At 65.2% G+C, this 24,893-nt stretch carries 19 protein-coding genes and 1 tRNA gene; 18 read left to right on the top strand and 2 right to left on the bottom strand.

The window, feature by feature from the left end:
• Positions 1–142: 142 nt before the first annotated feature.
• From hisD to ACQRAG_RS08645, 8 genes are all read left to right on the top strand, one after another.
• On the top strand, positions 143–1,447 hold the full coding sequence (gene hisD, locus ACQRAG_RS08680) for a histidinol dehydrogenase (RefSeq protein ID WP_168934841.1): 1,305 nt from the start codon (positions 143–145) through the stop codon (positions 1,445–1,447).
• A 26-nt stretch (positions 1,448–1,473) separates the two neighbouring features.
• Positions 1,474–2,370 (top strand): phosphoribosylaminoimidazolesuccinocarboxamide synthase, encoded by an 897-nt coding sequence (locus ACQRAG_RS08675; protein ID WP_168934840.1) that lies wholly within the window; start codon positions 1,474–1,476, stop codon positions 2,368–2,370.
• Positions 2,371–2,414: 44 nt separating this feature from the next.
• Complete coding sequence (locus ACQRAG_RS08670) at positions 2,415–3,179, top strand: enoyl-ACP reductase FabI (protein WP_006004296.1); 765 nt, start codon at positions 2,415–2,417, stop codon at positions 3,177–3,179.
• Positions 3,180–3,719: 540 nt separating this feature from the next.
• Positions 3,720–3,811: transfer RNA gene (locus tag ACQRAG_RS08665), tRNA-Ser, on the top strand.
• Positions 3,812–4,092: 281 nt separating this feature from the next.
• The gene (locus ACQRAG_RS08660) at positions 4,093–7,158 is read left to right on the top strand and encodes a hypothetical protein (RefSeq protein ID WP_427803983.1); all 3,066 of its coding nucleotides are present in this window, start codon (positions 4,093–4,095) and stop codon (positions 7,156–7,158) included.
• Between the two features lie 282 nt (positions 7,159–7,440).
• Entirely contained in the window at positions 7,441–7,923 is a 483-nt protein-coding gene (locus tag ACQRAG_RS08655; RefSeq protein ID WP_168934838.1) for a GNAT family N-acetyltransferase, read from the top strand.
• Between the two features lie 119 nt (positions 7,924–8,042).
• Positions 8,043–9,278 (top strand): dicarboxylate/amino acid:cation symporter, encoded by a 1,236-nt coding sequence (locus tag ACQRAG_RS08650; protein WP_304020987.1) that lies wholly within the window; start codon positions 8,043–8,045, stop codon positions 9,276–9,278.
• A 309-nt stretch (positions 9,279–9,587) separates the two neighbouring features.
• Positions 9,588–10,529, top strand: coding sequence for a LysR family transcriptional regulator (locus ACQRAG_RS08645; protein WP_297230784.1), 942 nt, complete (start codon positions 9,588–9,590; stop codon positions 10,527–10,529).
• A 364-nt stretch (positions 10,530–10,893) separates the two neighbouring features.
• On the opposite strand, the gene ACQRAG_RS08640 is transcribed toward ACQRAG_RS08645, so the two are convergent.
• Together ACQRAG_RS08640 and mgtE are read right to left on the bottom strand one after the other, a co-directional pair.
• A complete protein-coding gene (locus ACQRAG_RS08640; RefSeq protein WP_304024045.1) occupies positions 10,894–11,562 on the bottom strand; it encodes a response regulator transcription factor in 669 nt (222 codons plus the stop codon).
• Between the two features lie 33 nt (positions 11,563–11,595).
• Complete coding sequence (mgtE, locus tag ACQRAG_RS08635) at positions 11,596–12,918, bottom strand: magnesium transporter (protein ID WP_239463818.1); 1,323 nt, start codon at positions 12,916–12,918, stop codon at positions 11,596–11,598.
• A 305-nt stretch (positions 12,919–13,223) separates the two neighbouring features.
• Between mgtE and nadC the strand changes: the two genes are divergently transcribed.
• The 10 genes from nadC (at position 13,224) to hypE (ending at position 24,885) form a co-directional block, all read left to right on the top strand.
• Positions 13,224–14,096: a carboxylating nicotinate-nucleotide diphosphorylase gene (gene nadC / locus ACQRAG_RS08630; RefSeq protein WP_300705603.1), complete on the top strand. Its 873-nt coding sequence runs from the start codon at positions 13,224–13,226 to the stop codon at positions 14,094–14,096.
• Positions 14,097–14,119: 23 nt separating this feature from the next.
• Positions 14,120–15,190, top strand: coding sequence for a quinolinate synthase NadA (nadA, locus tag ACQRAG_RS08625; protein ID WP_168934832.1), 1,071 nt, complete (start codon positions 14,120–14,122; stop codon positions 15,188–15,190).
• A gap of 21 nt (positions 15,191–15,211) precedes the next feature.
• Entirely contained in the window at positions 15,212–16,810 is a 1,599-nt protein-coding gene (gene nadB / locus ACQRAG_RS08620; protein ID WP_168934831.1) for an L-aspartate oxidase, read from the top strand.
• Between the two features lie 168 nt (positions 16,811–16,978).
• Positions 16,979–18,520: a hypothetical protein gene (locus ACQRAG_RS08615; RefSeq protein ID WP_289616443.1), complete on the top strand. Its 1,542-nt coding sequence runs from the start codon at positions 16,979–16,981 to the stop codon at positions 18,518–18,520.
• A gap of 243 nt (positions 18,521–18,763) precedes the next feature.
• The gene (locus ACQRAG_RS08610; protein WP_168934829.1) at positions 18,764–19,957 is read left to right on the top strand and encodes a class I SAM-dependent rRNA methyltransferase; all 1,194 of its coding nucleotides are present in this window, start codon (positions 18,764–18,766) and stop codon (positions 19,955–19,957) included.
• Between the two features lie 21 nt (positions 19,958–19,978).
• Positions 19,979–21,166 (top strand): pyridoxal-phosphate-dependent aminotransferase family protein, encoded by a 1,188-nt coding sequence (locus ACQRAG_RS08605; RefSeq protein ID WP_204625324.1) that lies wholly within the window; start codon positions 19,979–19,981, stop codon positions 21,164–21,166.
• A gap of 82 nt (positions 21,167–21,248) precedes the next feature.
• On the top strand, positions 21,249–21,545 hold the full coding sequence (locus tag ACQRAG_RS08600; RefSeq protein ID WP_204625325.1) for a DUF1844 domain-containing protein: 297 nt from the start codon (positions 21,249–21,251) through the stop codon (positions 21,543–21,545).
• Between the two features lie 11 nt (positions 21,546–21,556).
• Positions 21,557–22,609 (top strand): N-acetyl-gamma-glutamyl-phosphate reductase, encoded by a 1,053-nt coding sequence (argC, locus tag ACQRAG_RS08595; RefSeq protein WP_168934827.1) that lies wholly within the window; start codon positions 21,557–21,559, stop codon positions 22,607–22,609.
• A gap of 12 nt (positions 22,610–22,621) precedes the next feature.
• Complete coding sequence (hypD, locus tag ACQRAG_RS08590) at positions 22,622–23,713, top strand: hydrogenase formation protein HypD (RefSeq protein ID WP_304049476.1); 1,092 nt, start codon at positions 22,622–22,624, stop codon at positions 23,711–23,713.
• Between the two features lie 164 nt (positions 23,714–23,877).
• Positions 23,878–24,885 (top strand): hydrogenase expression/formation protein HypE, encoded by a 1,008-nt coding sequence (gene hypE, locus ACQRAG_RS08585; RefSeq protein ID WP_427803984.1) that lies wholly within the window; start codon positions 23,878–23,880, stop codon positions 24,883–24,885.
• Positions 24,886–24,893: the final 8 nt, after the last annotated feature.

Genomic DNA, 24,893 nt, shown 5'->3' with positions numbered 1-24,893 from the left:
ACTGTCAAGGGGCTGACACCCCGGCAACGGCCTCCTGCACGGAAGTCTCGACATTGGCGCACGCCTTCGCTATATTCGTCCGACGCGCAATTCCGCGCGTCCACGCGCCCTCCGGTGGCGTTCTTTTCTTGAGGTATATTCCATGATTTGCCGAATTTTGCACCTGCAGTCCGAGCAGGAATGGGTCAAGGCCTCGCAGTGGCTCGACGGCCGCTTCAACCCCGGCGACAGCGTTGAGGGCAGCGTGCGCGAGATCCTCGCCAATGTACGTGAAAAGGGCGATGAGGCCCTGATCGACTATACCCGCCGTTTCGACTGTCCCGAATTTGCCGCGCCCCTGCGCGTCAGCGAGCAGGACATCGCCTGGGCCGCCGCTTCCATCTCTCCCGAACATCGCGAGCAGATCAGCGAAGCCGCCCACAACATCCGCACCTTCCATAAAGAACAGCTGGAAAAATCCTGGTTCCAGACCCGGCCTGACGGCAGCATCCTGGGCCAGCGCGTGCTGCCCGTGGACCGGGTGGGCCTGTATGTGCCCGGCGGCCAGGGCGGCAACACCCCGCTGCTCTCCAGCATGCTCATGAACGCCATCCCCGCCCTGGTGGCCGGTGTGCCCCGCGTGGCCGTGTGCACCCCGCCCCGCAAGGACGGCACCATCAACCCGCACATCCTGGCGGCGGCCCACCTGCTGGACATCGACGAGATCTACCGTGTGGGCGGCGCCTGGTCCATCGGCGCCATGGCCTACGGCACCCAGAGCATCGACCCTGTGGACGTCATCGCCGGTCCCGGCAACATCTATGTGGCCACGGCCAAGCGTCTGGTGCAGGGCACGGTGGGCATCGACATGGTGGCCGGCCCCAGTGAAGTGCTGGTGGTGGCCGACAGCTCCGCCCGCCCGCACTGGCTGGCCGCGGACATGCTCTCCCAGGCCGAGCACGACATGCTGGCTTCCGCCATCCTGCTCACCGACGACATCACCCTGGCCGAACAGGTGCAGCAGGAACTGGAAAAGCAGTGCAGCCAGCTGCCCAAGGCCCAGATCGCGGGCAAGTCCCTCATGGACTGGGGCGCCATCGTGGTGGTGCCCAACATCATGACCGCCGTGGCCATCGCCAACCGTGTGGCTCCCGAGCATCTGGAACTGTGCGTGCGCGATCCCTGGGCCCTGCTGCCCCACATCCGCCATGCCGGGGCCATTTTCATGGGCCAGCACAGCCCCGAACCCGTGGGGGACTACTTCGCGGGCCCCAACCATGTGCTGCCCACCCTGCGGACCGCGCGCTTCTCTTCCGCGCTCTCCGTCCAGAACTTCTGCAAAAAAACCAGCATCGTGGCCACTTCGCCGGCCTTCCTGCTGGAAAACGCGCCTGCCATTGCTTCTCTGGCCCGTCTGGAAGGGCTGGAGGCCCACGCCCGTTCCGTGGAGATCCGCAGCAAGCGCTAGTGCCTTAAACAAACTGGATCAAGACTATGCGCATCACCACCAAGACTGAAATCAGCGCTTACCCGCTGCTGTCCCGCGGCAAGGTCCGCGACATCTATGACATCGACGACAAGACCCTGCTCATCGTCACAACCGACCGCATGTCCGCCTTCGATGTCATCATGGACAAGCCCATCCCCTACAAGGGCGTGATCCTGAACCAGATCACCCTGTTCTGGATGGACAAGTTCAAGGACATCATCCCCAATCATCTGGTGGAAAGCGATGTGGACCGGTTCCCCGCCGCCCTTGCCCCCTGGAAGGACGAACTTGAAGGGCGTGCCGTACTGGTCCGCAAGGCAAAGCCCCTGCCTGTGGAATGTATCGTACGCGGCTACATCTCGGGCTCGGGCTGGAAAGACTATCAGAAGACCGGCACGCTCTGCGGCTATCAGCTGCCTGCCGGCATGCGGGAATCGGACAAGCTTGAAACGGCCCTCTTCACGCCTTCCACCAAGGCCGAGCTGGGCCAGCACGACCAGAACATCAGCCCGGAAGAGGCCTCCCGCCTGCTGGGCGAGGACGTGGCCCGCAAGGTCCGGGAGACCACCCTGGCCATCTATGAAGCCGGACGTGCCTATGCCGCCAGCCGCGGCATCATCGTGGCCGACACCAAGTTCGAATTCGGTTTCGTGGACGGGGAACTGCGCCTCATCGACGAAGTGCTGACCCCCGACTCTTCCCGCTTCTGGCCCGCGGACCAGTACGAACCCGGCCGCAGCCAGCCCAGTTTCGACAAACAGTACCTGCGCGACTGGCTCACCTCCCAGCCCTGGGACATGCAGCCGCCCGCGCCTGCCCTGCCTGCCGAGGTCGTGGACGCCACGGCCCGGCGCTACCGTGAGGCCTACCACATCCTGACGGGCAAAGAATTCACCATCTAACCTGTGGTCACCGTCGCCAAGGCGACTTTTCTGGAGGATATTACATGCTGCTTCAAGGAAAAAAAGCCCTGATCCTGGGCCTGGCCAACAACAAGAGCATCGCTTACGGCATCGCCAATGCCTTCAAGGAACAGGGCGCCCGCCTTGCTTTCAACTATGTGGGCGACGCCATCAAAAAGCGTGTTGAGCCCCTGAGCGAAGAACTGGGAGGCGAGTTCACCTTCCAGTGTGACGTGACCGACGACGCCCAGATCCAGGCCGCCGCCGACCTGGTCAAGGAAAAGTGGGGCGAGGTGGACATCCTGGTCCACTCCGTGGCCTTTGCCAACCGTGAGGACCTGAGCGGCCGCTTCCTGGATACGTCGCGCGCCGGTTTCCATCTGGCCCTGGACATCTCCGCCTACTCCCTCACCGGCGTCTGCCGCGCTTTCGAGCCCCTGCTGCATGACGGTTCTTCGGTGCTGACCATGACCTACCACGGTTCCACCAAGGTCATCCCCGGCTACAACATCATGGGCGTGGCCAAGGCCGCTCTGGAAGCTTCCGTGCGCTACCTGTCCTACGACCTGGGCGAAAAGGGCGTGCGCGTCAATGCCTTGAGCGCCGGCCCCATCAAGACCCTGGCCGCTTCCGCCGTCTCCGGTCTGAAGAACATCTTTACCCGCGTGGAAGAGCACGCTCCCCTGCGCCGCAACGTGACCACCGCCGATGTGGGCGGTGCCGCCGTGTTCCTGGCCTCCGAGCTCTCCCACGGCGTGACCGGCGAAGTCATCTACGTGGACAGCGGCTTCAGCCAGCTGGGCATCTAAAACGACCATCAGGCGGCTGCCGCGGCAGCCAAGCCTTTTCTTGATGCTGACGGCCCGGCAACGGCGGGGCGGGACCATCCCGCTCCCCTGCCGGGCCTTCCGGTAGCAACGGACGAACTCCGGGACACCCCGGACAGTCTTTCAGGAGATCGTATGGATACCATCTTCATGCTCAATCTGGCCGGCATCGTGGCCTTCGGTGTGGCCGTGCTGGGCTTTTTTTACATGATGGGCAAAAAAAAGCGTGAAGAAGACAGGGACCGCAAGGACTAGGCCATGTGGCAAGCCCTGCTCGTCCTGCTGGTCATCGTCCTTGCCGTGGCCCTGTCCAGGGGCAGGGCCGGGACGCCTTTTCGTCATCACGCCCCGTGAGTGGGCAGCTGTGACCATCTCCGGCGGAAGATGGAGACGAAAAACAGCGATGATAACAAGCTGAAATAACAGCTAATTTTTTAGAGAAAAAATTTTTTTGCGAAAAGTGCGATTTTTTGCTTGCCAAAGCCGAAGGTTCTGCCTATAAAGAGCAGGTCTTCACGACACGGAGAGGTGTCCGAGTTGGTCGAAGGAGCACGATTGGAAATCGTGTGTACGTTAAAAGCGTACCAAGAGTTCGAATCTCTTCCTCTCCGCCACCGAGAAAATAGCCCGCTGAGCAATCAGCGGGTTTTTTCGTTTATGGTGTTGCCGGAGCAGGTGTCCCGGACCGCCCTTTTTCCACGCCTTCCCGTGTGCAGCATCCGCCCGGGCCGCCCTTTCACCTTCGCCCTTTGGTCTTCCCCTCCCCATCCGTTTGCAATCCCCGACGATATTTGTCACATTTTCTTCTTTCACACAGGGGGACGACCCGGCATATCCGTGCGACCGCTGGCCGCCGCCAGTGCCGCCCGCATCTCCAGCAATAGAGGGAACCGTCATGTGCGCCACCAGACATTCGGCCAATGCCGTCACCACTTCCGGCCCGGACAAGCAAGCGTCCTGGCTGTTCGACCTGCAGGACCATCAGCTGATCCAGCTGGTCAACAGTTTCGTGGCCGCCCGCAACATGTCCATGAGCCTGGCCCAGCCTGAAGAAGGCCTGCATCCGCGCGGCATCATCAAGCTGACCACGGACCCCGGCATGCGCATCGCCCGCGCCGTCATCATCCTGCTGGAGAGCCTGGAGGCCCGCGGCCCGCAGGAGCGCCTGCAGGCCCTGCGCCGTCTGCATGACGAGGTCCTCTACTCCGCCCTTTCCAGCCTGCAGAAGAATACGGCCCGCGTCCTGATCCAGATCATGAAAGACCTGGTCCGCGCCGCGCCGCACGTCCATATCCAGCTGCCGCTGGCCCACGATTTCTACCAGGCGGTGCGCGGCACGCCCCACGTCATCCGCTCGCTGCTGCGCCGCTATCATCTGCTGGAGATGCCCGAAGCCTGGAACCAGCAGGCCTTCGACCACCACGTCCATGATGCCAACACCAAGGGCCGCAAGAGCCCCACGCATCTGGTCATGGATGCCTGGCTCAAGGGCCTGCGCTTCATCACGGTGGTCTACTACAATACCGTGGACCCCGAAGCCGCCAGCGAACTGCTGCGCGCGGCCCGCATCATGGGCATCACCGTGCGCATCGGCATCGAGTTCCGGGCCACCTTCCATGACAAGCTCATCGAATTCACCTGGTCGCCGCTCAACGTCCACAGCAGCCGGGCCTTCATCAAATTGCTCCAGCGCCCGGACATCGCGGCCATCCTCAAGGAATACGCCACGGTGAACCAGTGGATGCGCCGGCATGTCCTGCGCCTGCTCCAGGCCTGGAACCAGAAGCACGCGGCCACCCTGGCCCGCAAGCTGGAAGTCCCGCCTCCGCCCCCGCTGGATGCGGACGCCTTTCTGGCTTTCGTGGGCCAGCGCCAGCCTTCGTCCCTGCATCTGGCCGAATACATCCTCCAGCAATGGCAGCCTGCCCTGGAACAGGCTCTGGAAGAGCTCCGCAACGATCCCCGGCGGAACGGCACGGATGAAGAAGCCGCCCGCCTGCGCGCCCGTCTGAAAGCCATGGAAGGCCTCATGCCCGACAGCCTGCGCCAGGAATGGCTGGGGCCGCAGGCCAACCCGGATATCCTGTTCCCCGTGGCGCCCCACAAGGATCTGCCCCCTGTGCTGCTGCGCGATCCCGAAGTCCTTTTGCAGTCCCTGGTGCCCCTGCACCCCTGCCAGATGATCCTGGGCCTGGAAGGGCTGAACGTACAGGACACGCTGGAACTGCTCTGGCGCGGCAAGGGGCTCATCACCCATCTGGAACTGTTCAACCTGCGCACCTGGTCCAAGGGCCAGCTGCCGCATATCGAGGCCATCAACGAGCTGCAGCGGGCCATCAACGAGGGCAGCCCCCTGCGCCTCAAGCAGGTTGTCCGCCGGATCGTGCAGGACGAACCCGCGGATTCGCCCCGCCGGGACCTGCTGCTGGAAGTGCAGGACAACCTGACCCAGCTGCGGAGTTTTTACGAGCTCTCGTGGCTCGGCTCGCGCATCGGCACGGACTCCACCAGCCGTTCGCACATGACGCACGGCATGGGCCTGGTCTTCACCGAGACCCTGCCCCCGCAGGCCCGGGCCGCCCTGCGCCATGAAAAGAGCGGCCAGCGCCTGACCCTGCCCGTGCATACCGACATCTACGGCTTCACCCATTATCACGAGCCCGCGACCCTGCCGCGCTGGCTCCGGACCCTGCGCCGCCTGCCCCTGCTGCACCATCTGGGCTGTCGCGTGGTCCGTGGCTGGGAGCTGGAAAAAAAGACCACCACCATCAGCCCCGACGGCGGCAACCTGGTGACCCTGGGCGGCGTGGACTCCCGCGGCATCAACGCGGAACAGCACGATCCCGTGAGCATGATGCGCGATGCCGCCACCCCCTGGAACGTCCACTACTTCAACAGCAATCTGGTGAACGTGCTCAAGGTGCTGCTGGGCTTCATCCCCGCGCAGTGGGCCTTCTGGTACGTGGACAGCTGGTGGATCCTGACCTGGATCGGCGCCCTGCTCTGGTTCGCCATCACGGCCGTGCGCAATGTCCTGCAATCCATGGTGGGCGGCGGGGCCTTCTGCCGCTCCATGCTCCTGCCCTGGAACCGCTATGTGAGCTGGAGCCGCATGGCGGACTCCCTGCTCTATACGGGCATATCCGTCCCCCTGCTGGAGGTGGTCGTCCGCATGTGGCTGCTGGAGGACTGGCTCGGCATCACGGTCCAGAACAACGAGCTGGCGGTCTATACGGTCATCGCCATGATCAACAGCGTCTACATATCAGGGCACAACATCTTCCGCGGCCTGCCCAAGGAAGCTGTCGTGGGCAACCTGTTCCGCAGCGCCATCTCCATCCCCCTGTCCATCGTGCTGGGCAAGGGGCTGCTGGTCTGCTTCGTCTGGCTGGGCATCGCCGACCCGGTGGGCGCCCTGCAGAACTGCGCCGCCATCGTCTCCAAGTGCTCCTCGGACATCGTGGCCGCCGTCATCGAAGGTTTTGCGGACCGTAACATGTATCTGCGCATGCGCACCCTGGAGTACGACAGCAAGTTCAGCCAGATATTCAACAATCTCGTGAAGCTGGCCCTGCTCTTCCCCCAGGCCACCATCCGGCGCCTGATGCAGGAGCAGCCCCGCGAGTTCTGGCAGCAGCTTTTGGAAAAGGACCCCAACGCCGCCCGGCAGGCCATCGTCCATCTGCTCGACCTGATGTACATGTGGTACTATCTGCCGCGTTCGCACGACATCTTCTGGCGTCGTCTGTCCGGCATGCCCACGGAAGAAGTGGAAGGCATCCTGGCCCTGCATTCCCTGCTGCGCCTGCAACGAGAGATCTCCAGCCAGGTCCTCGACGGGCTGCTGGGCGACAACTTCGCCAACGCGCTGGCCTTCTACCTGCGTCAGCACGACAGCTACCGCAAGGAGATCCGGTCCGAAGCCGCCCGCAGGAACCTGTTCACGGAGAAAGCAGCGTAACGCGTGCCGCCCTTGCGGGAAGCATCCCCTGTTCTCTCTTCCGGCGGTGTCCGTGAGTCCCCGGGGACTGGCGGACACCGCCGCGGCCCATCCGTCACGGACGGCGGAAAAGAGACATTGTTTCCTCTACCGGCACACACAGGGGCACAGGTGCTCCTGTTACCCGCCCTGAAAAACCTTTTCCCTTGGACGGCCGGACATCCTTCGAGCCGTCATGCCGTCCCGCGACGGCCCGTTATCAACCTCAAGGTCCGCTCCGGCGGGCCCCGTCCAGGAGCTTCCATGCATATCAGACAAGCCCGCCCCGAAGACCTGCCCGCCATCGCCGCTCTGGAGGCGCGCGGTTTTCCCCCTGCCGAAGCCGCATCGCCGGAAAGCTTTGCCGCCCGTTTTGCCGTCTTTCCCCACTGTTTTTTCGTGGCCGAGGATGACGGCGCCATCGTGGGCCATATCAACGGCTGCATGACCGATTTCGATACCTGCCGGGACGAGCTCTACCACGATGCCGGACTGCACCGTGAGGAGGCCCCGCATCAGGCCGTCTTCGGGCTGGTGGTGGATCCGCAGCGGCAGCATCAGGGCATCGGCGCGGCCCTTGTCCGCCATTTTCTGGAAGTGGCCCGGCAGCGGGGCAAGGAAGATGTGGTCCTCACCTGCAAGGAACGGCTGATCCCCTTCTACAGCTCACTGGGCTTCCGGCTGCTGGGGCGCTCCGACAGCCAGCACGGCCAGGCCTGCTGGTATGACATGCGCTGCCCGCTGTAACGCCCCAGAGGTCCCTCCCCCGCCATATTCCCCGGCAAGGAAAACGTTGCGTGCGGAACGAATCTTGCTTACTGTCGGCGACAGTATCGTGACATTACGCAACACGCAGTGAGGTTCCTATGAGCGCACGCAAGAAAATGGGCCTGCCCCTGCAAATGGGCATCGGCATGGTTTTGGGCATACTGATGGGCACGCTGGCCCCCAAGCTGGGCATCAGCGCCGCCTTCTTCAAGCCGTTCGGCGACCTGTTCATCAATCTCGTCCGCATGGTCGTCGTACCGCTGGTGCTGGCCACCCTGGTCTCCGGCGCCGCCAGCGTGGGCGATGTGGGCCGTCTGGGCCGCGTGGCCGCCAAGACGCTGGTCTTCTATTTCGCCACCACGGCCCTGGCCGTGGCCATCGGCCTTGTCCTGGGCAATATCTTCCAGCCCGGTGTGGGGCTCGACCTTTCCACCGCCAACCTGAGCGCCAAGGAAGTGGCCGCCCCCTCGCTGGTGCAGGTGCTCATGGGCATCGTGCCCCTGAACCCCGTGGATGCCCTGGCCAAGGGCAACATCCTGCAGATCATCTTCTTCGCCGTGCTGGTGGGCATGGCCATCAGCCTGTGCGGTGACAAGGCCAAGCCTGCCGCCGCCTTCTTCGACGCCATGAGCGAAGTCATGATCCGCGTCACCAGCATGGTCATGCACTACGCGCCCATCGGTGTCTTTGCCCTTATGGCCTACACCGTGTCCAACCACGGGCTGGAAGTGCTGCTGCCGCTCATCAAGCTCATCGGCATCATGTACCTGGGCTGCCTGATCCACGTCATCATCACCTACCTGCCCTGTATCCGCTACGCCGGTCTCAAGCCCGGCACCTTCTTCCGCGGCCTGAGCGCCCCGCTGCTCACCAGCTTCACCACCTGTTCCAGCGCCGCCGCCCTGTCCACCAACCTGACCTGTGTGCAGAAGCTGGGCGCCTCCCGCAGCGTCTCCAGCTTCTCCATCCCGCTGGGCAACACCATCAACATGGACGGCACGGCCATCTACATGGGCATCGTGACCATCTTTGCCGCCGAGATCTACGGCATGCCCCTGCCCCTGGACCAGCAGATCTCCGTGCTGCTCATCGCCCTGCTGGCCAGCGTGGGCACCATGGGCGTGCCCGGCGCGGCCCTGATCATGCTCTCCATGATCTTCACCCATGTGGGCATCCCGCTGGAAGCCATCGCCCTGGTGGCCGGTATCGACCGTGTCATGGACATGGCCCGTACCACCATCAACGTGCTGGGCGACGCCACCGCGGCCATCTTCATCTCCCGCACGGAGAACGACTTCGATCCCCAGCGGGGCGCCGCCCTGCAGGACGAATAAGTCCCGTCACCGCACAAGGACGTTTCGGGAAGAGGCAGGCCCCGTGCCATGCGGGGCCCCTCTCCCGGATATCCCTTTTCCGGCAACGTTCTTTTCCGGCATGGGCACAGACAGCGGCAGAAGGCCTCCGCCTCGTCCCCCGCTCAGTGTCCCTGCCGTTCCCAGCCCCGCCCGGCGGGGATTTTTTGTACCCGCTGCGCAGGCCATGGGGCCAGCCCCGCAGATCTTCTGCCCTCTCTGACCGGCCCTGACGGCCAGCGACACCAGCAGCAGGCATCAACACCCGGCATCCCGGCAAAGGAGCATCACATGGAATTGAGGACCCTCCGCTATTTTCTGGCGGTCGCGCAGGCAAAGACCATCTCCGCTGCCGCCGAGGCCCTGCACGTGACCCAGCCCACCCTGTCCCGGCAGATGCAGGAGCTGGAAGAAGAGCTGGGCAAGACGCTTTTCCTGCGCGGCAAACGGAGCATCACCCTGACGGAGGAAGGTACGTTTTTCCGCAAGCGGGCGCAGGAGGTCGTCAGCCTGCTGGAAAAGACCACGGCGGAGCTCAAGGCACCGGACGAGCTGCTGAGCGGTGACATCCACATCGGCGGCGGCGAGACCGACGCCATACGCCTCATCGCCCGGGCCGCGCGCCGCATGCGGCAGGATCACCCGCATGTGACCTTCCACATCTTCAGCGGCAATGCCGAAGACGTCATGGAAAAGATAGACCGGGATCTGGTGGATTTCGGCCTCTTCATCGAGCCCGTGGATCTTTCGGGCTACGAGTTCTTCCGTCTGCCGGTCAAGGACCGCTGGGGCGTCCTGATGCGCAAGGACGCGCCGCTGGCAGCCCGGCCGTCCGTCGCCCCTGCGGACCTGCGCGGCCTGCCCCTGCTGGTCTCCCGGCAGAACATGGTCAACAACGAAGTCGCAGGCTGGCTGGGGGAAACGCACGATGCCCTGCAGGTGGTGGCCACCTACAACCTGCTTTACAGTGCTTCGATCATGGTCGAGGAAGGCATGGGCTATGCCCTTTGCCTGGACAGGATCATCCGCCTGCCGGAAGACGGCCCGCTCTGCTTCCGGCCCCTGCATCCGGCCATGGAAGTGGGCCTGAACGTGGCCTGGAAAAAACAGCAGCTCTTCTCCAAACCGGCCAGGGTCTTTCTGGACTATCTGAAGGCCTCGCTCTGGGGCGGGCCCGCCGCGAAAGGAGCACCAGCGGCAGGGACGCCACAAGACGACCTCGCCACGGCATAGGCCTGCTCGCACAGGCTTGGGCCCACAGACGGCCGTGCCTGTTCATCCCGTCTGCCCGGAAGACGGGTACGGCACCAGGACCGCTGCCATCATGGCGCAGGATGGCAGACCATCCCCATCCCGTACAGGACGGGGATGCCACAGGAGGCCCCAGGGCAGCCAGGGGCGAGCTGATATGCGCTGATTTGGAGGGAGATGGGAGGAAGAACGGGCCGCCTGCGGGAACGACAGGCCTCACTGCCGCACAGGGAGGCCTTCGAAAGACAAGCCTCACCGAAAGGACACGCTCCCCCGCCGGCACCGCCGCAAGGACAGCAGGCAGGAAGCGTACGGAAACGCTCTGAAGGACAGGCCCGAATGCGGACTACAGGGAGACCAGGCCCAGGCGGATGGCCATCTTGGTCAGCTCGTTGATGGAGCCGGCGCGCAATTTGGTCAGTACGCTGTACTTGTGGGTCTCCACGGTCTTGGGGCTGATGTTGAGGGCATCGCCTATCTGGCGGACGCTGTAGCCGTCGGCCAGCAGACGGAAGATTTCCTTCTCGCGCGGCGAGAGCATGCCGATGTCCGGCCCGCCCTCGGCGGGGCTGAGGCGCTGGCGGTTCTGGCGCATGAGGGCCGCCATGCAGCCGCCGGGGTCAGCACAACTGAGGAAGACCTCCCCCTGCCGCACGGCATCGATGGCCTGGAGCAGGACGGACGGCGGATCGCTTTTGCAGACGTGGCCCATGATGCCCAGCTGGATGAGCTCCAGCAGATGCCGCTGGTCCTCGTGACCGGTATAGATGAGGATGCGCGTCTCGGGCCGGATCTGGAGGATGGCGCGGCTGGCTTCCACGCCGTTCATGCCCGGCATGGAGATGTCCATGATGACCAGATCGGGCGACAGGGTGGCGGCCAGGCCCACGGCTTCCTTGCCGTCGGGGGCCATGCTGGCCACGCGCAAATGGCTGTGGGGGGCCAGCAGGCTGCGGATGCCCTCCATGAGCAATTTGTGATCGTCCACCAGCAAAATGCGGCAAACGTCGTGCATGGCTACCTGCCTTTGCGTTATGTCCGGGCAGGCCTAGAAGAGGAACATGGTGGCCAGCCCGAGAAAGATGAAGAAGCCCGCGCCGTCTGTGATGGTGGTCAGGAAGATGCTGGAAGCCTGGGCCGGGTCGCGTCCCAGGGCCCGGAAGATGAGGGGGATGGAACCGCCGGCCACCGCGCCCAGCATCATGTCGCACAGCAGCGCACCAGCCATGACCATACCCACCAGCGGGTTGCCTGTGAAGCCCCAGGCGCCGCACAGCGCCAGCATGGCCATGAAAAGACCCGTGACCAGGCCGATCTTGGCCTCGCGCAGCACGGCCATCCAGGCTTTTTTGGTCTCGAAGCGGTCCGTGGCCAGCTGCCGGATCATGACGGCCAGAGCCTGCTGGCCGGTGTTCCCGGCCTGGTTGGCCACCATGGGCATGAGCACGGCCAGGGCGGCCATCTGGGCGATGGAGCCCTCGAACATGTAGACCACCGATGCCGAGAGCGCCGAATTGACCATGTTCACCACCAGCCAGGGCAGGCGCTTGCGCACGCTCTCCTTCCAGGGGGTGTCCACGCTTTCTTCGGGGTCGGCGCCCACCATGCCCAGCATGTCGGCGCTGGCCTCTTCGTGCATGATGTCCATGATGTCGTCGTAGGTCACCACGCCCATGATGTGCCCCTCGTAGTCCACGACGGGCATGGCAAGATAATTGTAGTGCGACAGCAGATTGGCCACTTCGCCCTTGTCCATGTCATAGGGCACGGAGACCACGCTCTGGCCCGACACGGCATCGCCCACGATGGTCCCGGGGCGCGCCAGCATCAGGTCGCGCAGCGAAAGCACCCCCACCAGTTTGTCGTTCTTGTCCACCACATAGGCGTAGTAGGGGCTTTCCTTGTCCTCCATCTCGCTGCGGATGTGGGTGATGGCCTCGTCGGCCGTCATGTTCTCTTCCAGCAGGATCAGCTCGGTGTTCATGACACCGGCCGCGGAGTCGGGGTCGAAGTTCAGCAGGTTGCGCAGCTCTTCGGAATCTTCGCGCGTCAGCTTGCCCAGCAGGACGTCGCGGTGTTCCTCGTCCAGCTCGTCCAGCACGTCGGCGGCGTCGTCGGGCTCCATCTCGGCGATGATCTGGGCGGCCACGTCGGCATCCAGGTTCTCCAGGACGTCCACGGCCACGCTGCCTTCCAGTTCGGCCAGGGCCTCGGCGGCGTCCTCCGTGGGCATGTGGCGCAGGGCGCAGACCTGCTTTTCCAGACTCAGGTTCTCCAGATGGTCGGCAAGGTCGGCGGGATGGACGAATTCCGCCTCGTCCCCCAGCTCGCGGCAGGCCTCGGGTATACTTATGCCATGTCCTTCCGCCATCCCGTCGTCTTCGGGGATCGGGTTCGCCATCTGCGGCCGGTCGTCTGCGGTCTGGATCTTCTCTTGTTCACTCATGGCAATCAGCTCCCTCGTCTGTACGCGTGCCGGGCCTCTGCCTGCCCGACGGACTTCTCCCACAACACGGCGGTATCATACAGCATCTTGGTGACAAAAAGAATGCTTTTTTGCTGCGCTGTTGTGAAAAAGCTCTCAAACTTGACGCGCCCCAACGGGCCATTTATCACTATGTAATGCCGTGCTTATGCGCAGGGCTTACCATGCACACCATAGACGGGACAAGAAGAATGTTCACACCCTGGAGCACGTTTTTTTCCGACGAAGGCCGACGCTATCTGCGTCGTTCCATAGAACTGGCCCTGGATGAGGACGGCCCCGACCTGACCGCCCAAGGCCTTTTTGCCGCTGACGCGCCCATGCATGCCGTCATCCGCGCCAAGGAAGATACCCACGTGGTGGGCCTGCCCGTCATCCACGAGGTCTTCGAGGTCATGGGCGCCGACCCGCACGTGGAGATGCTGGTGGCGGAGGCCTCCACCGTCCCGGCCATGACCGAGGTCGTCCGCATGGAGGGCCCGGCCATCGTCCTGCTCAAGGCCGAGCGGGTCATCCTCAATTTCATCACCCACCTTTCGGGCATCGCCAACCTCACGGCCCGCTATGTGCGCGAGCTGGAAGGCACCGGGGTCCGCCTGCTGGATACCCGCAAGACCACGCCCTGCCTGCGCTGGCCCGAAAAATACGCCGTCCAGGCCGGTGGCGGCTGCAACCACCGCAAGAACCTGGTGGAGATGCTCATGCTCAAGGACAACCACATCGATGCCGCCGGTTCCATCACCCGCGCCGTGGCCCGCCTGCGTGAGACCTACTCCCCCTGCCCGCCCATCGAGGTGGAATGCCGCACCCTCGACCATGTGCGCGAAGCCGTGGCCGCCGGGGCCGACCGCATCATGATGGACAACATGGGCGCGCCCCTGCTGGGCCAGGCCCTGGAGCTGGTGCCCGCCCACATCGAGGCCGAAGTGAGCGGCGGCGTGACCCTGGAGACCATCCGCGGCATCGCCCTCACCGGTCCCCGCCATCCCGATTTCATTTCCGTGGGCCGCCTGACGCATTCCGCCGTGGCTGCCGACTTCAGCATGACCCTGGCCAACGCCTGATCATCCCCAACCCAAAGGAAACCATGTCTCGATTCTCCGACGCCATTACGGCCATCAAGCAAGGACTGGGCGACCGCCTGTGCATCATGGGGCACCATTACCAGCATGATGATGTGGTGCGGCATTGTGATGTGACCGGGGACTCCCTGGAACTGGCCCGCCGCATCGAAGGTATCGATGCCGAGCACATCGTGTTCTGCGGCGTGTACTTCATGGGCGAATCCGCGGCCCTGCTGGCCAAACCGGGCCAGAGCGTGCATATGCCCGCCTGGGACGCCAACTGCATGATGTCGCTCATGACGCCGGCCGGGCTCGCCCGTACCGTGCTGCTGCAGTTGCAGGCCACAGGCCGCAAGATCGTGCCCCTGGCCTATGTGAACACCACCCTGGCCCTCAAGGCCGTAGTGGGCGAATTCGGCGGGGCCGTCTGCACCTCGGCCAATGCCCGCACCATGCTGGCCTGGGCCCTGGAAGAAGCCGGGCCCGACGGCGCCGTGCTCTTCATGCCCGACAAGCACCTGGGCCGCAACACGGGCCTGCAGCTTGGCCTGGGCCCCGATGACTGGCACGTGCTGCGCCTGAGCGGCAAAAACGGCCTGGCCGAGAGCGAACGCCGGCCCGGCAGTGCCGCCGCCTGCCGCCGCCTGCTGCTCTGGCCGGGCTGCTGCGCCATCCACGGCCACCTGCGTCCCGAAAGCGTGCAGGCCGCCCGGGCCGCCTATCCCGGCTGCCGCGTGCTGGCCCATCCCGAATGCCGTCCCGAGCTCATCGGCCTGTGCGACGGCTCCGGCTCCACCTCCTACCTCATCAAGGAAGCGGAAAAGGCCGCCGGCGAAGGCGGCACCCTGATCATCGGCACGGAGACAAACCTCGTCCACCGCCTGCGTGACCGCTTTGCCGGACGCTGCCGGATCGAGCCTCTGGCACCCGCCATCTGCCCCGACATGGCCAAGGTCACCGAAGAAAACCTGCTGGCCTGCCTGCAAGGCGTCGCTGCCGGCACAGCCCCCATCATGACATTGCAGGACGAGCAGCTGGCGCCCGCCCGGGCATCCCTGACCCGCATGCTCCAGGTATGCGCGGCCCAACGCTAGCGCAAGAAACAAGGAGTCAAGATGAGCTCGACACGTCGTCACGTCACCATCCTGATCATCGGTTCCGGCATCGCCGGTTGTACTGCCGCCCTTACCCTGGCCGATGCCGGGCGTGACGTGCTGCTCATCAACGCCGGTCCCGACCTGGACGACGGCAACACCCCTCTGGCCCAGGGCGGCATCATCTACAAGGCCGCAGATACCCCCCGTGACGCCGAAGCCCGCGCCCTGGAGCACGACATCCTCGTGGCGGGCCACCGCTACAACAATAACCGCGCCGTGCGCTTCCTCTGCCGTCAGGGCCCCGACTGCGTGGACAATATGCTCATCGAGCGCGCCGGGGTCGATTTTGACCGCAACGAGGACGGCACCTACAACCTCACCCGCGAAGGCGGTCACGGTGCCCACCGCATCCTCCACAAGGCCGACTATTCCGGCCGCGCCCTCATGGACGGCCTGGCCGCCCAGGTGAAGATCCATCCGCGCATCACCTGCCTGCACAACCATTCGGCCATCGACCTGCTGACCACCCACCACCACGCCAAGAACTCCCAGTACCGCTACAGCGTCACCAACCGCTGCCTGGGCGCCTACGTGCTCAATGCCGAGACCGGCGAGCCCGAGACCATCCTGGCCGACTGGACCGTCCTGGCCACCGGCGGCGTGGGGCAGGTCTTCCTGCACTCCACCAACGCTCCCGGCTGTGTGGGGGCGGGCATCTCCATGGCCTTCCGCGCCGGTGTGGAACTGGCCAACCTGGAATTCATGCAGTTCCATCCCACGGCCCTGTATGAGGAACGCAGCTACCGCCGTCCGCTCATCACCGAGGCCATGCGCGGTGAGGGCGCCCGTCTGCTGGACGACCGCGGCGAGGCCTTCATGCTCCGCCACGACAAGCGCGGCGACCTGGCCCCCCGTGACGTGGTGGCCCAGGCCATGGTGGAAGAGATGCTGCGCCGGGGCGTGCCCTGCCTGTACCTTGATGTGAGCGGCGTCAAGCAGGATCTGCCCACGCGCTTCCCCACGGTCTTCAACCAGTGCCTTGAGATCGGCATCGACATCCGCAAGGAGCCCATCCCCGTGGTGCCCGCGGCCCACTACTTCTGCGGCGGCATCCTCACCGACACCTTCGGCCGTACGTCCATGCCCGGCCTGTACGCCATCGGTGAATGCGCCTGCACGGGCCTGCACGGCGCCAACCGTCTGGCCAGCACTTCCCTGCTGGAAGCCGCCGTCTGGGGCCAGAGCTGCGGCCAGCACCTGGCGCGCATCACGGCCTCCGGCCGCGAAGCCATCCCCCGCGCCCTGGCGGCCGCCATCCCCGACTGGCGCCACGAAGGCAACGAACACCACGACGACCCGGCCCTGGTGGCCCAGGACTGGGCCAACATCCGCAACACCATGTGGAACTACGTGGGCATCTCGCGCTCCAAGGCCCGCCTGCGCCGGGCTTTCGAAGACATGCGCGACCTGGTGCGCCATATCCACGACTTCTACAAGGGCACGCGCATCTCCAAGCCGCTGGTGGATCTTTTCCACGGCTCCCAGACGGCCTACGTCATCACCCAGGCCGCCATGCGCAACAAGAACAGCATCGGCTGCCACCATCGCGTGGACTAGCCTTTCCCCCTCCCAGCGACAACGCGCCGTGGTCTTCGGGCCACGGCGTTTTCCGTTTCCGCGTCCTCCAGGCTTTTTTTCTGTACAAGCAGCCGAAGCCCGGCTATTTTGAAAAAAGCCCCACCCTCAACAGGGGCCATCCATCCTTTTTTCCAAGGAACTACTGCCATGTCGAAAACAGCGAAAGGCCTGTCGGCCGCACTCATCATCTGTGTCCTCGCCGTCGTGGGGGGATTGTTCGCCTGCAAGCCTCTGGTGGAACAGGCCGTCCGGGATGCCCTGCGCAATGTCAATCCCGACGCCACCATCTGCAGTATCGATACGGTGGACATCAATCCCCTGAGCTTCACCCTGAAACTCGGCAACATCCGTATCTCCGACCAGCGCACGTACGACACGGTCCTGAAAGAAGCCACCATGACGCTCAGCCCCCGCTTCGTCCTGGCCTGCGTGCCCTTCCTGCGGGACAGCATCCTGCCCGCCGCAGGGGACGCGCCCCTGTTCTCCAGCGCCACAGGACGTGATCTTACCGAGAAATCTTTGATACCGGGAGAGCCCATGACCTGCACGGTGGAGGCCCTCACCTCCGGCCCTGTGGCCATGGACGCCGCTGTGCTCAAGCGTCTGCTGAACGGGCAGCAGGTGCCCGAGGGTGAATTCATGATCTCCATCATCGCGGAGAAGGTCACCTACGGGCCCGTCCGCATCAGCAGCACGGCCCCCGAAACGCCGATGCAGAGCTCCGTCGCCGCCGTCAGCATCGAAGGCGTGGACCGCCGCACCTGGAAGCGGATGACTATGGATGCCACCGAGGTCATCATCCGGTCCGAAGGCGCGTTCAAGATGGGCAAGCTGGAGATCCGCGACATCTTCCTGCCCGACGCTGACTGGTTCGGGCGTTTCCTCAGCCTGGTCCGCCGTGCCGACGATCTCTCCGTCGAGGCATTCGAACCCCAGCTCGAAGCCCTGATCCTGGAAGCCGCGCGGCCCCGGAAGGATGCCGCCGGCAAGCAGATGATGACCCGGCCCCTCTTCGGTCAGCTGGCCATCAGGGATGTCGACATTATCGAATCGCCCGGCAGGACGAACGAGAACCTGTTCCATGCCAGCGATATGCAGTTCGACTGGCTGGGGCTCGCCCCCCATCATTTCAAGAGCAGCCTGACCTGCGACTTTTCCACCAAGCCCTTCCGCGAGATGTTCGCCATCCCGGGCAAGGAGCGCATCACCCTCAAGTGGCAGGACGATACCCTGGGAAAGACGGGCGCTGCCGGTAAGGACCTCCTGCGCCAGACGGGCCGCCTGAGCCTGGAAGGCCTGGCCGATCTGGACTATGCCTACGACTTTTTCAGTGAAGACCCGAGCATGATGGATGCCGCCGTCTCCGACCTGTCGCTGGATCTGCACGATCATGGTCTGACGGCTGTCCTGGCCTACAATATCGATCCCCGTCCCGAGGCCATGGAAGCCATGATGCCCCTGCTGGGCGCCTCTTTGAGCAGAGACCTCGGTGATCCCGCTGATGCGGAAGCCATCCAGACCTTCCTGGCCCGCCCCGGCAGCCTGTCCATCCGCAGCGAGGACCCGGCCCAGCTCATGCCCTGGATCCAGTTCCTCGATCCCGCCGCCCTGGGCCGCATGCTGGCGATCACGGCAACGCCCGGTGAAAAGTCCCTGCCGGAGCAGATGAAGGCCCTTATGGCCCGCTAGGGCCGCAGGGGCCCGCCGCTCCCTGGGCCCTGCCCTGACTGACAGGAACGCTCCCTTCGGGGAGCGTTCTTTTTTTCGTCCCTGCAGCAGAGTCCGGTGCCGGCAAGGCGCTCCCTCCCGCAGGGCTCGGGGGCATCATGGTGCTGGCGAAAAATCCATTTTTCAGCCATAGTCATCTGTGCGGCATCGGACAGGATGCCTCCTGCCCGCGCTGCCAAACTTTTTTGCCCATCGGGAGTTACCATGAAGACACTTTGGCTGAAAAAAGGGGAAGACCGCCGCATCCGTGCCGGCCACCTGTGGATTTTCAGCAACGAGATAGACAGCGCCAAAAGTCCCCTGCCCGACTTTGAGCCCGGCGAGAACGCCACCCTGCGCGACGCGCGCGGGGCCGTGCTGGGCAGCGTCTTCGTCAACCCGCATTCGCTCATCTGCGCCCGCCTCTACAGCCGCAAGGCCGACCTGCCCCTGGACGCGGACCTGCTGCGCCAGCGTCTGCAAAGCGCCCTGGGCCTGCGCCAGCGCCTCTACAACCAGCCCTGGTACCGCCTGTGCCACGGCGAGGGCGATCTGCTGCCCGGCCTGGTCATGGACCGTTTCGGCGACCACCTCACCGTGCAGGTCGGCACCTGGGGCATGGAAGCCCGCAAGGAAGAACTGCGCGAAGTGCTGGGCGAACTTTTGCAGCCCCGCTCCATCCTTTGGGACAATGATATCGCCGCCCGTTCGCTGGAAGGCCTGCCCCGCGAGAACGAGAGCGAGGGCCCGGTGCCCGACGTGCTGGAAGTTCCGGAAAACGGCTGCATCTTCCGGGCCCCCCTGCAGGGCGGCCAGAAGACCGGCTGGTTCTATGACCAGCGCCGCAACCGCCGCGAGGCCGCCCGCTACGCCGCAGGCGCCGACGTGCTGGACATCTTCTGCTACGCCGGCGGCTTCGGCGGGACGGCCGCCGCTGCCGGTGCCCGTTCCGTGACCTTCCTGGACGCCTCGCCGCAGGCCCTGGCCCTGGCCACGGAGAACGCGGCCCGCAACGCGCCCGAACTGGCCCGCACCAAGGCCATCGAAGGCCTGTGCGGCGATGCCTTCGAACGTCTGGCCGAGCTGGACGCCCAGGGCCGCCGCTTCTCGCTCATCTGCCTGGATCCGCCCGCCTTCATCAAGCGCCGCAAGGACTTTGCCCAGGGCCTGGCCGCCTACCGCAAGATCAATGCCCTGGCCATGCAGCTCTTGACGCCGGGCGGTGTCTTTGTAAGCTGTTCCTGTTCACACCACCTGCCCGCCGAGTCCCTGCGTTCCTGCGTGCAGCAGGCCGCCGCCCGCCGCAAGTGGCAGGCCCGCATCCTCTATGCGGGCGGACAGGGTGCGGACCATCCCGTGCATGCTGCCATGCCCGAGACGGCCTATCTCAAATGTTTCATCGCGCATCTGCTGCCGTAAGCGGCGCATAAAGGACGCATCATGCTCAACAAAAAACGCCTCCTGACCCCCGGCCCCACGCCCCTGCCCGAAGAAGTCCGCCTTGCTCTGGCCCAGGACATGATCCACCACCGCAAGGGCCAGTTCAAGGAAATCATGCAGCGCGTACAGGGCCACCTGCGCGAGCTTTTCGGCACCACGCAGCCCGTCCTGCCCCTGTCCTGCTCCGGCAGCGGCGCCATGACCGCCGCCGTCTACAACCTGTTCGCCCCCGGTGAGAAAGTGCTGGTGGCCGAAGCCGGCAAGTTCGGCGAGCGCTGGGTGGAGATTGCCCGCTCCCGCGGTCTGGAATGCACCGTGCTGTCCGCCCCCTGGGGACAGGCCGTCAAGGCCGAGGACGTGGCCGCCGCCCTGGACGCCGATCCCGACATCCGCGGCGTGCTGATCCAGATGTCCGAGACCTCCACCGGCGTGCTCCATCCCGTGCGTGAGGTGGCGGCCATCACCCGCACCCGCAACGTGCTCTGCGTGGTGGACGGCATCTCCGGTGTCAGCCTCTCTCCCTGCCCCATGGACCAGTGGGGCGTGGACTGCCTGGTCACCGGCTCCCAGAAAGGCCTGATGCTGCCCCCCGGCCTGGCCCTGCTGGCCCTTTCCGCCCGCGCCTGGGACAAGGCCGAAAAGACCGGTACCGGCTGCTTCTATTTCGACCTGTGCCGCGAACGCGACAACGTGCTCAAGAACCAGACCCGTTTCACCACGCCCGTGAACCTCATCGTGGGCCTGGACGTGAGCCTGAAGATGCTGCTGGCCGGCGGCCTGGATGCCGTCTACCGCAAGCAGTGGGCCCTGACCATGTTCACCCGTGCCGCCGTCAAGGCCATGGGCCTGGAACTGCTGGCGCCCGATGACTTCGCCTGGGGCATCACCAGCGTGCTGCTGCCCGAAGGCGTGGACGGCAATGAGGTCCTGCGCCTGGCTGCCGAAAAGCACGGCATCTACATGGCCGGCGGGCAGGACCAGCTCAAGGGCCGCATCGTGCGCATCGGCCACATGGGCTGGGTGGACTGGGCCGACGTGGCCGCGGGCCTCTACGCCCTGGAACGCAGCATCGTGGACGCCGGCGGCTACATCGGCGCGCGCAACTACCTCGAACAGGGCCTGGCCGTGTACCGTGCCGCCCTCGAAGTGACGCCCGGCACGCCCGTGAGCTGCCCCGCCGTCCGCTAGATCACAGCAGCGGCCGCTGCGGCGGCCGCACCGCTTTCGGGGCTGCCGGACGGCCCCCGGAGCGCATCAGCAGGAGAACAGCATGAGTCAGAACCAATGCGGCTGCGGCGGCAAGGGCCCCCTGCCGGAAGTGACCTTCTCCACCTTCGTCCTTTCCCTGGCGTCCGCCGCCCTCGTGCATCTGGGCGAGGTGGCCGACCCCGAGACCGGCCAGACCGGCCAGCAGCCGGAACTTGCCCGGCACAGCATCAGCATGCTGGAGATGCTGCATGAAAAGACCACCAAGGGGCTGGACGAACAGGAGCGCAAGATGCTGGAGAGCATCCTTTACGAATTGCGCATGAAATACGTCATCAAATGCGGCCCGGACAGCAAATAAAGGAGAGGGAGATGAAGATATTCAAAGTGGGTCTTGTGGGCGTCACCGGATACACCGGCATGGAACTGGCCCGGTTGCTGGCCAGCCACCCCCGCATGAAACTGGAGATGGCCTGTTCCCGTACCGAATCCGGCCTGCGCCTGGGCGAGTTCTATCCCTTCCTCGAAGGTCTGCCCGGTTCTGACGTGGTCATCAGCATCTTCGATGCCAAGGAAGCCGCCCGCCGCTGCGACCTGGTCTTCCTGGCCGTGCCCCACGGCAAGGCCATGGAGATGGCCGGCGAACTGCTGGAGGCCGGGACCCGTGTCATCGACCTTTCCGCCGACTTCCGCCTGCGTGACGTCAATGTCTATGAAGACTGGTATGTGCCCCACACCCGCCGCGAGCTGCTGCCCGAGGCCGTCTACGGCCTGCCCGAGCTCTACGCCGCCGAGACCGCCAAGGCCCGCCTGGTGGCCAACCCCGGCTGCTATCCCTCGTCGGCCATCCTGGGCCTGTACGCAGCCTTCAAGCATGGCCTGATCTCGCCGGACAACATCGTCATCGACTCCAAGTCCGGTACCTCCGGCGCGGGCCGCAAGCCCGTGGTGCCCTCCCTGTTCTGCGAAGTCTACGACACCTTCCGCGCCTACGGTCTTGGCAAGCACCGCCATACCCCCGAGATCGAGCAGGAATACAGCCGCGCCGCCGGTTGCGACGTGCGCGTCTCCTTCAACCCGCATCTGGTGCCCATGGTGCGCGGCATCCTGTCCACCATCTACACCACCCTGCGCAAGCCCGGCACCACCCTGGACGAAGTCCACGCCGCCTACTGCGAGACCTGGGCCCAGAGCCCCTGGGTCCGCGTGCTGCCCAAGGGCAAGCTGCCCGAGACCCGCTTCGTGCGCGGCAGCATGTTCTGCGACCTCGGCCTGGTGGTGGACCCGCGTACCAACCGCCTCATCGTGGTCTCGGCCATCGACAACCTCTGCCGCGGTGCTTCCGGCCAGGCCCTGGCCAATGCCAACCTCATGTGCGGCCTGCCCGTGGACTGCGGCCTCAACGCCGCGCCCATGCTGCCCTAGCCGAGGCCTGCCATGTCCCTGAGCTCTCCCTATCAGGACCCCGCGCTCTGCCGCGCCCTGCTGGACCGCCTGCAAACGGCCCTGGACGGCCGCGAGCTGCGCTTCATGGAAGTCTGCGGCACGCACACCGTGTCCATCTTCCAGAGCGGCCTGCGTTCCCTGCTGCCCAAGGAAGTCACGCACCTGTCCGGGCCGGGCTGCCCCGTCTGCGTCACCCACGACGCCGAAGTGGCCGCCTTCCTCGATCTGGCCGGTCGTGACGACGTCATCATCGCCACCTTCGGCGACCTGCTGCGCGTGCCCGGCCCCGGCGGCCGCAGCCTCAAGCACGCCCAGGCCCAGGGGGCCCGCATCGAGATCGTCTACTCGCCGCTGGACGCCCTGAACATCGCCGCCGCCAATCCCGGTGACACCGTGGTCTTCCTGGGCATCGGCTTCGAGACCACCGCGCCCACCGTGGCCGCCACCCTCATGATGGCCGAGCAGCGCAAGCTGGACAATTTCTGCGTGCTTTCCCTGCACAAGCTGGTGCCGCCCGTGCTGCGCGCCCTGCTGGACGACAAGGACGGCTGCGGTGTCCAGGCTTTTTTGCTGCCGGGGCACGTCTCCACCATCCTCGGTCTGGAGCCCTACGGTTTCCTGGCCTCGGAATACCGCGTCCCCGCCGTGGTGGGCGGCTTCGAGCCCGTGGACATCCTGCAGGCCCTCTGCATCATGGCCGAACAGCGCCGCGATGACGCCCCGGCCGTGGTCAATGCCTACCAGCGCGCCGTCAGCGACCAGGGCAATCCCCGCGCCCGCGCCCTGCTGGAGACCTACTTCATGCCGTCCGACGCCCTGTGGCGCGGCCTGGGCCCCATCCCGAACAGCGGCCTGGCCCTGCGGCCCGCCTATGAGCGCTTCGATGCCATGAAGCGCCTCGACATCACCCTGCCGGACGTGCCGCCCCTGCCGGGCTGCCGCTGCGGGCAGGTGCTCAAGGGACGCATCACGCCGCCGCAATGCCCCCTGTTCGGCAAGGCCTGTACCCCGGCCAGCCCCGTGGGGCCCTGCATGGTCTCCACCGAAGGCAGCTGCGCGGCCTACTTCAAGTATATGGCTTAGGAGCGGGATCTCTCCGGTTGCCCATGCCGCGCACATCCTGAGCGCCGACATGGACAGCCGCAACATCCTGCCTCTGGACAGACGGGGAAGGGGCACCTTCCCCGTTTTTTCCGGCCCGCGCCGCAGCGACGCCCGGCCGTAACCCCAAGACTCCCGGGATCATCATGGACGATCGCATTCTGCTGGATGCAGGCAGCGGCGGACGCGCCTCGCAACGGCTCATCTCCCAGTGCTTCATGCGCCATTTCTCCAACCCCCTGCTGGACCGCATGGACGACGCCGCCCTGCTGGACATCAAGGGCCCGCTGGCCATGAGCACGGACTCCTACACCGTCACGCCCCTCTTTTTCGCCGGGGGCAGCATCGGCACCCTGGCCGTGCACGGCACGGTCAACGACGTGGCCATGCTGGGCGCCCGGCCCCGCTACCTGAGCTGCGCCTGCATCATCGAGGAAGGTCTGGAGCTCTCCATCCTCGACCGCGTGGTGGCCGACATGGCCGCGGCCGCGCAGACCGCCGGCGTGCACATCGTCACCGGTGACACCAAGGTGGTGCCGCGCGGCATGTGCGACAAGATCTTCATCAACACCACCGGCGTGGGCGAGATCTTCGCCTCCCCCGTGCCCTCCGGCCATGCCGCCCGTCCCGGCGACGCCGTGCTGGTCAGCGGCGCTCTGGGCGATCACGGCCTCACCGTCATGGGCAGCCGCGAAGGCCTGTCCTTCCTCACCGACGTGGCCTCGGACTCCGCGCCCCTCAACCACATGATCGCCGACATCATCTCCGCCTGCGGCGAGGTCCACGTCCTGCGCGATCCCACCCGCGGCGGTCTGGCCACCACCCTCAACGAGATCGCCGAACAGTCTTCCGTCTGCATCGACATCGAGGAAAGCCTGCTGCCCGTGCACGAGAGCGTGCGCAACGGCTGTTCCTTCCTCGGTCTCGATCCGCTCTATCTGGCCAATGAGGGCAAGTGCATCTGCATCCTGCCCCAGGACAGGGCCGAAGCCGCCCTGCGCGCCATGCAGGCCAGCCCCTACGGCAAGGAAGCCGCCATCATCGGCCGCGTGGCCGAGGACGGCAAGCCCGGCCAGGTGCGCCTGCGTACCCGTATCGGCGGCCAGCGCCTGCTGGGCATGCTCGAAGGCGCCCAGCTGCCGCGCATCTGTTAGAAAAGAAA

Source organism: Desulfovibrio sp. SGI.230 (assembly GCF_050313065.1).
Classification (GTDB): Bacteria; Desulfobacterota; Desulfovibrionia; order Desulfovibrionales; family Desulfovibrionaceae; genus Desulfovibrio.
Note: the sequence above shows the minus strand (reverse complement) of the source record. Positions and strands in the feature narration are given on the sequence as shown.

Coding starts and splice junctions, on each gene's coding strand:
- hisD (WP_168934841.1), top strand. CDS start 143: ATGATTTGCCGAATTTTGCACCTGCAGTCCGAGCAGGAATGGGTCAAG.
- ACQRAG_RS08675 (WP_168934840.1), top strand. CDS start 1,474: ATGCGCATCACCACCAAGACTGAAATCAGCGCTTACCCGCTGCTGTCC.
- ACQRAG_RS08670 (WP_006004296.1), top strand. CDS start 2,415: ATGCTGCTTCAAGGAAAAAAAGCCCTGATCCTGGGCCTGGCCAACAAC.
- ACQRAG_RS08660 (WP_427803983.1), top strand. CDS start 4,093: ATGTGCGCCACCAGACATTCGGCCAATGCCGTCACCACTTCCGGCCCG.
- ACQRAG_RS08655 (WP_168934838.1), top strand. CDS start 7,441: ATGCATATCAGACAAGCCCGCCCCGAAGACCTGCCCGCCATCGCCGCT.
- ACQRAG_RS08650 (WP_304020987.1), top strand. CDS start 8,043: ATGAGCGCACGCAAGAAAATGGGCCTGCCCCTGCAAATGGGCATCGGC.
- ACQRAG_RS08645 (WP_297230784.1), top strand. CDS start 9,588: ATGGAATTGAGGACCCTCCGCTATTTTCTGGCGGTCGCGCAGGCAAAG.
- ACQRAG_RS08640 (WP_304024045.1), bottom strand. CDS start 11,562: ATGCACGACGTTTGCCGCATTTTGCTGGTGGACGATCACAAATTGCTC.
- mgtE (WP_239463818.1), bottom strand. CDS start 12,918: ATGGCGGAAGGACATGGCATAAGTATACCCGAGGCCTGCCGCGAGCTG.
- nadC (WP_300705603.1), top strand. CDS start 13,224: ATGTTCACACCCTGGAGCACGTTTTTTTCCGACGAAGGCCGACGCTAT.
- nadA (WP_168934832.1), top strand. CDS start 14,120: ATGTCTCGATTCTCCGACGCCATTACGGCCATCAAGCAAGGACTGGGC.
- nadB (WP_168934831.1), top strand. CDS start 15,212: ATGAGCTCGACACGTCGTCACGTCACCATCCTGATCATCGGTTCCGGC.
- ACQRAG_RS08615 (WP_289616443.1), top strand. CDS start 16,979: ATGTCGAAAACAGCGAAAGGCCTGTCGGCCGCACTCATCATCTGTGTC.
- ACQRAG_RS08610 (WP_168934829.1), top strand. CDS start 18,764: ATGAAGACACTTTGGCTGAAAAAAGGGGAAGACCGCCGCATCCGTGCC.
- ACQRAG_RS08605 (WP_204625324.1), top strand. CDS start 19,979: ATGCTCAACAAAAAACGCCTCCTGACCCCCGGCCCCACGCCCCTGCCC.
- ACQRAG_RS08600 (WP_204625325.1), top strand. CDS start 21,249: ATGAGTCAGAACCAATGCGGCTGCGGCGGCAAGGGCCCCCTGCCGGAA.
- argC (WP_168934827.1), top strand. CDS start 21,557: ATGAAGATATTCAAAGTGGGTCTTGTGGGCGTCACCGGATACACCGGC.
- hypD (WP_304049476.1), top strand. CDS start 22,622: ATGTCCCTGAGCTCTCCCTATCAGGACCCCGCGCTCTGCCGCGCCCTG.
- hypE (WP_427803984.1), top strand. CDS start 23,878: ATGGACGATCGCATTCTGCTGGATGCAGGCAGCGGCGGACGCGCCTCG.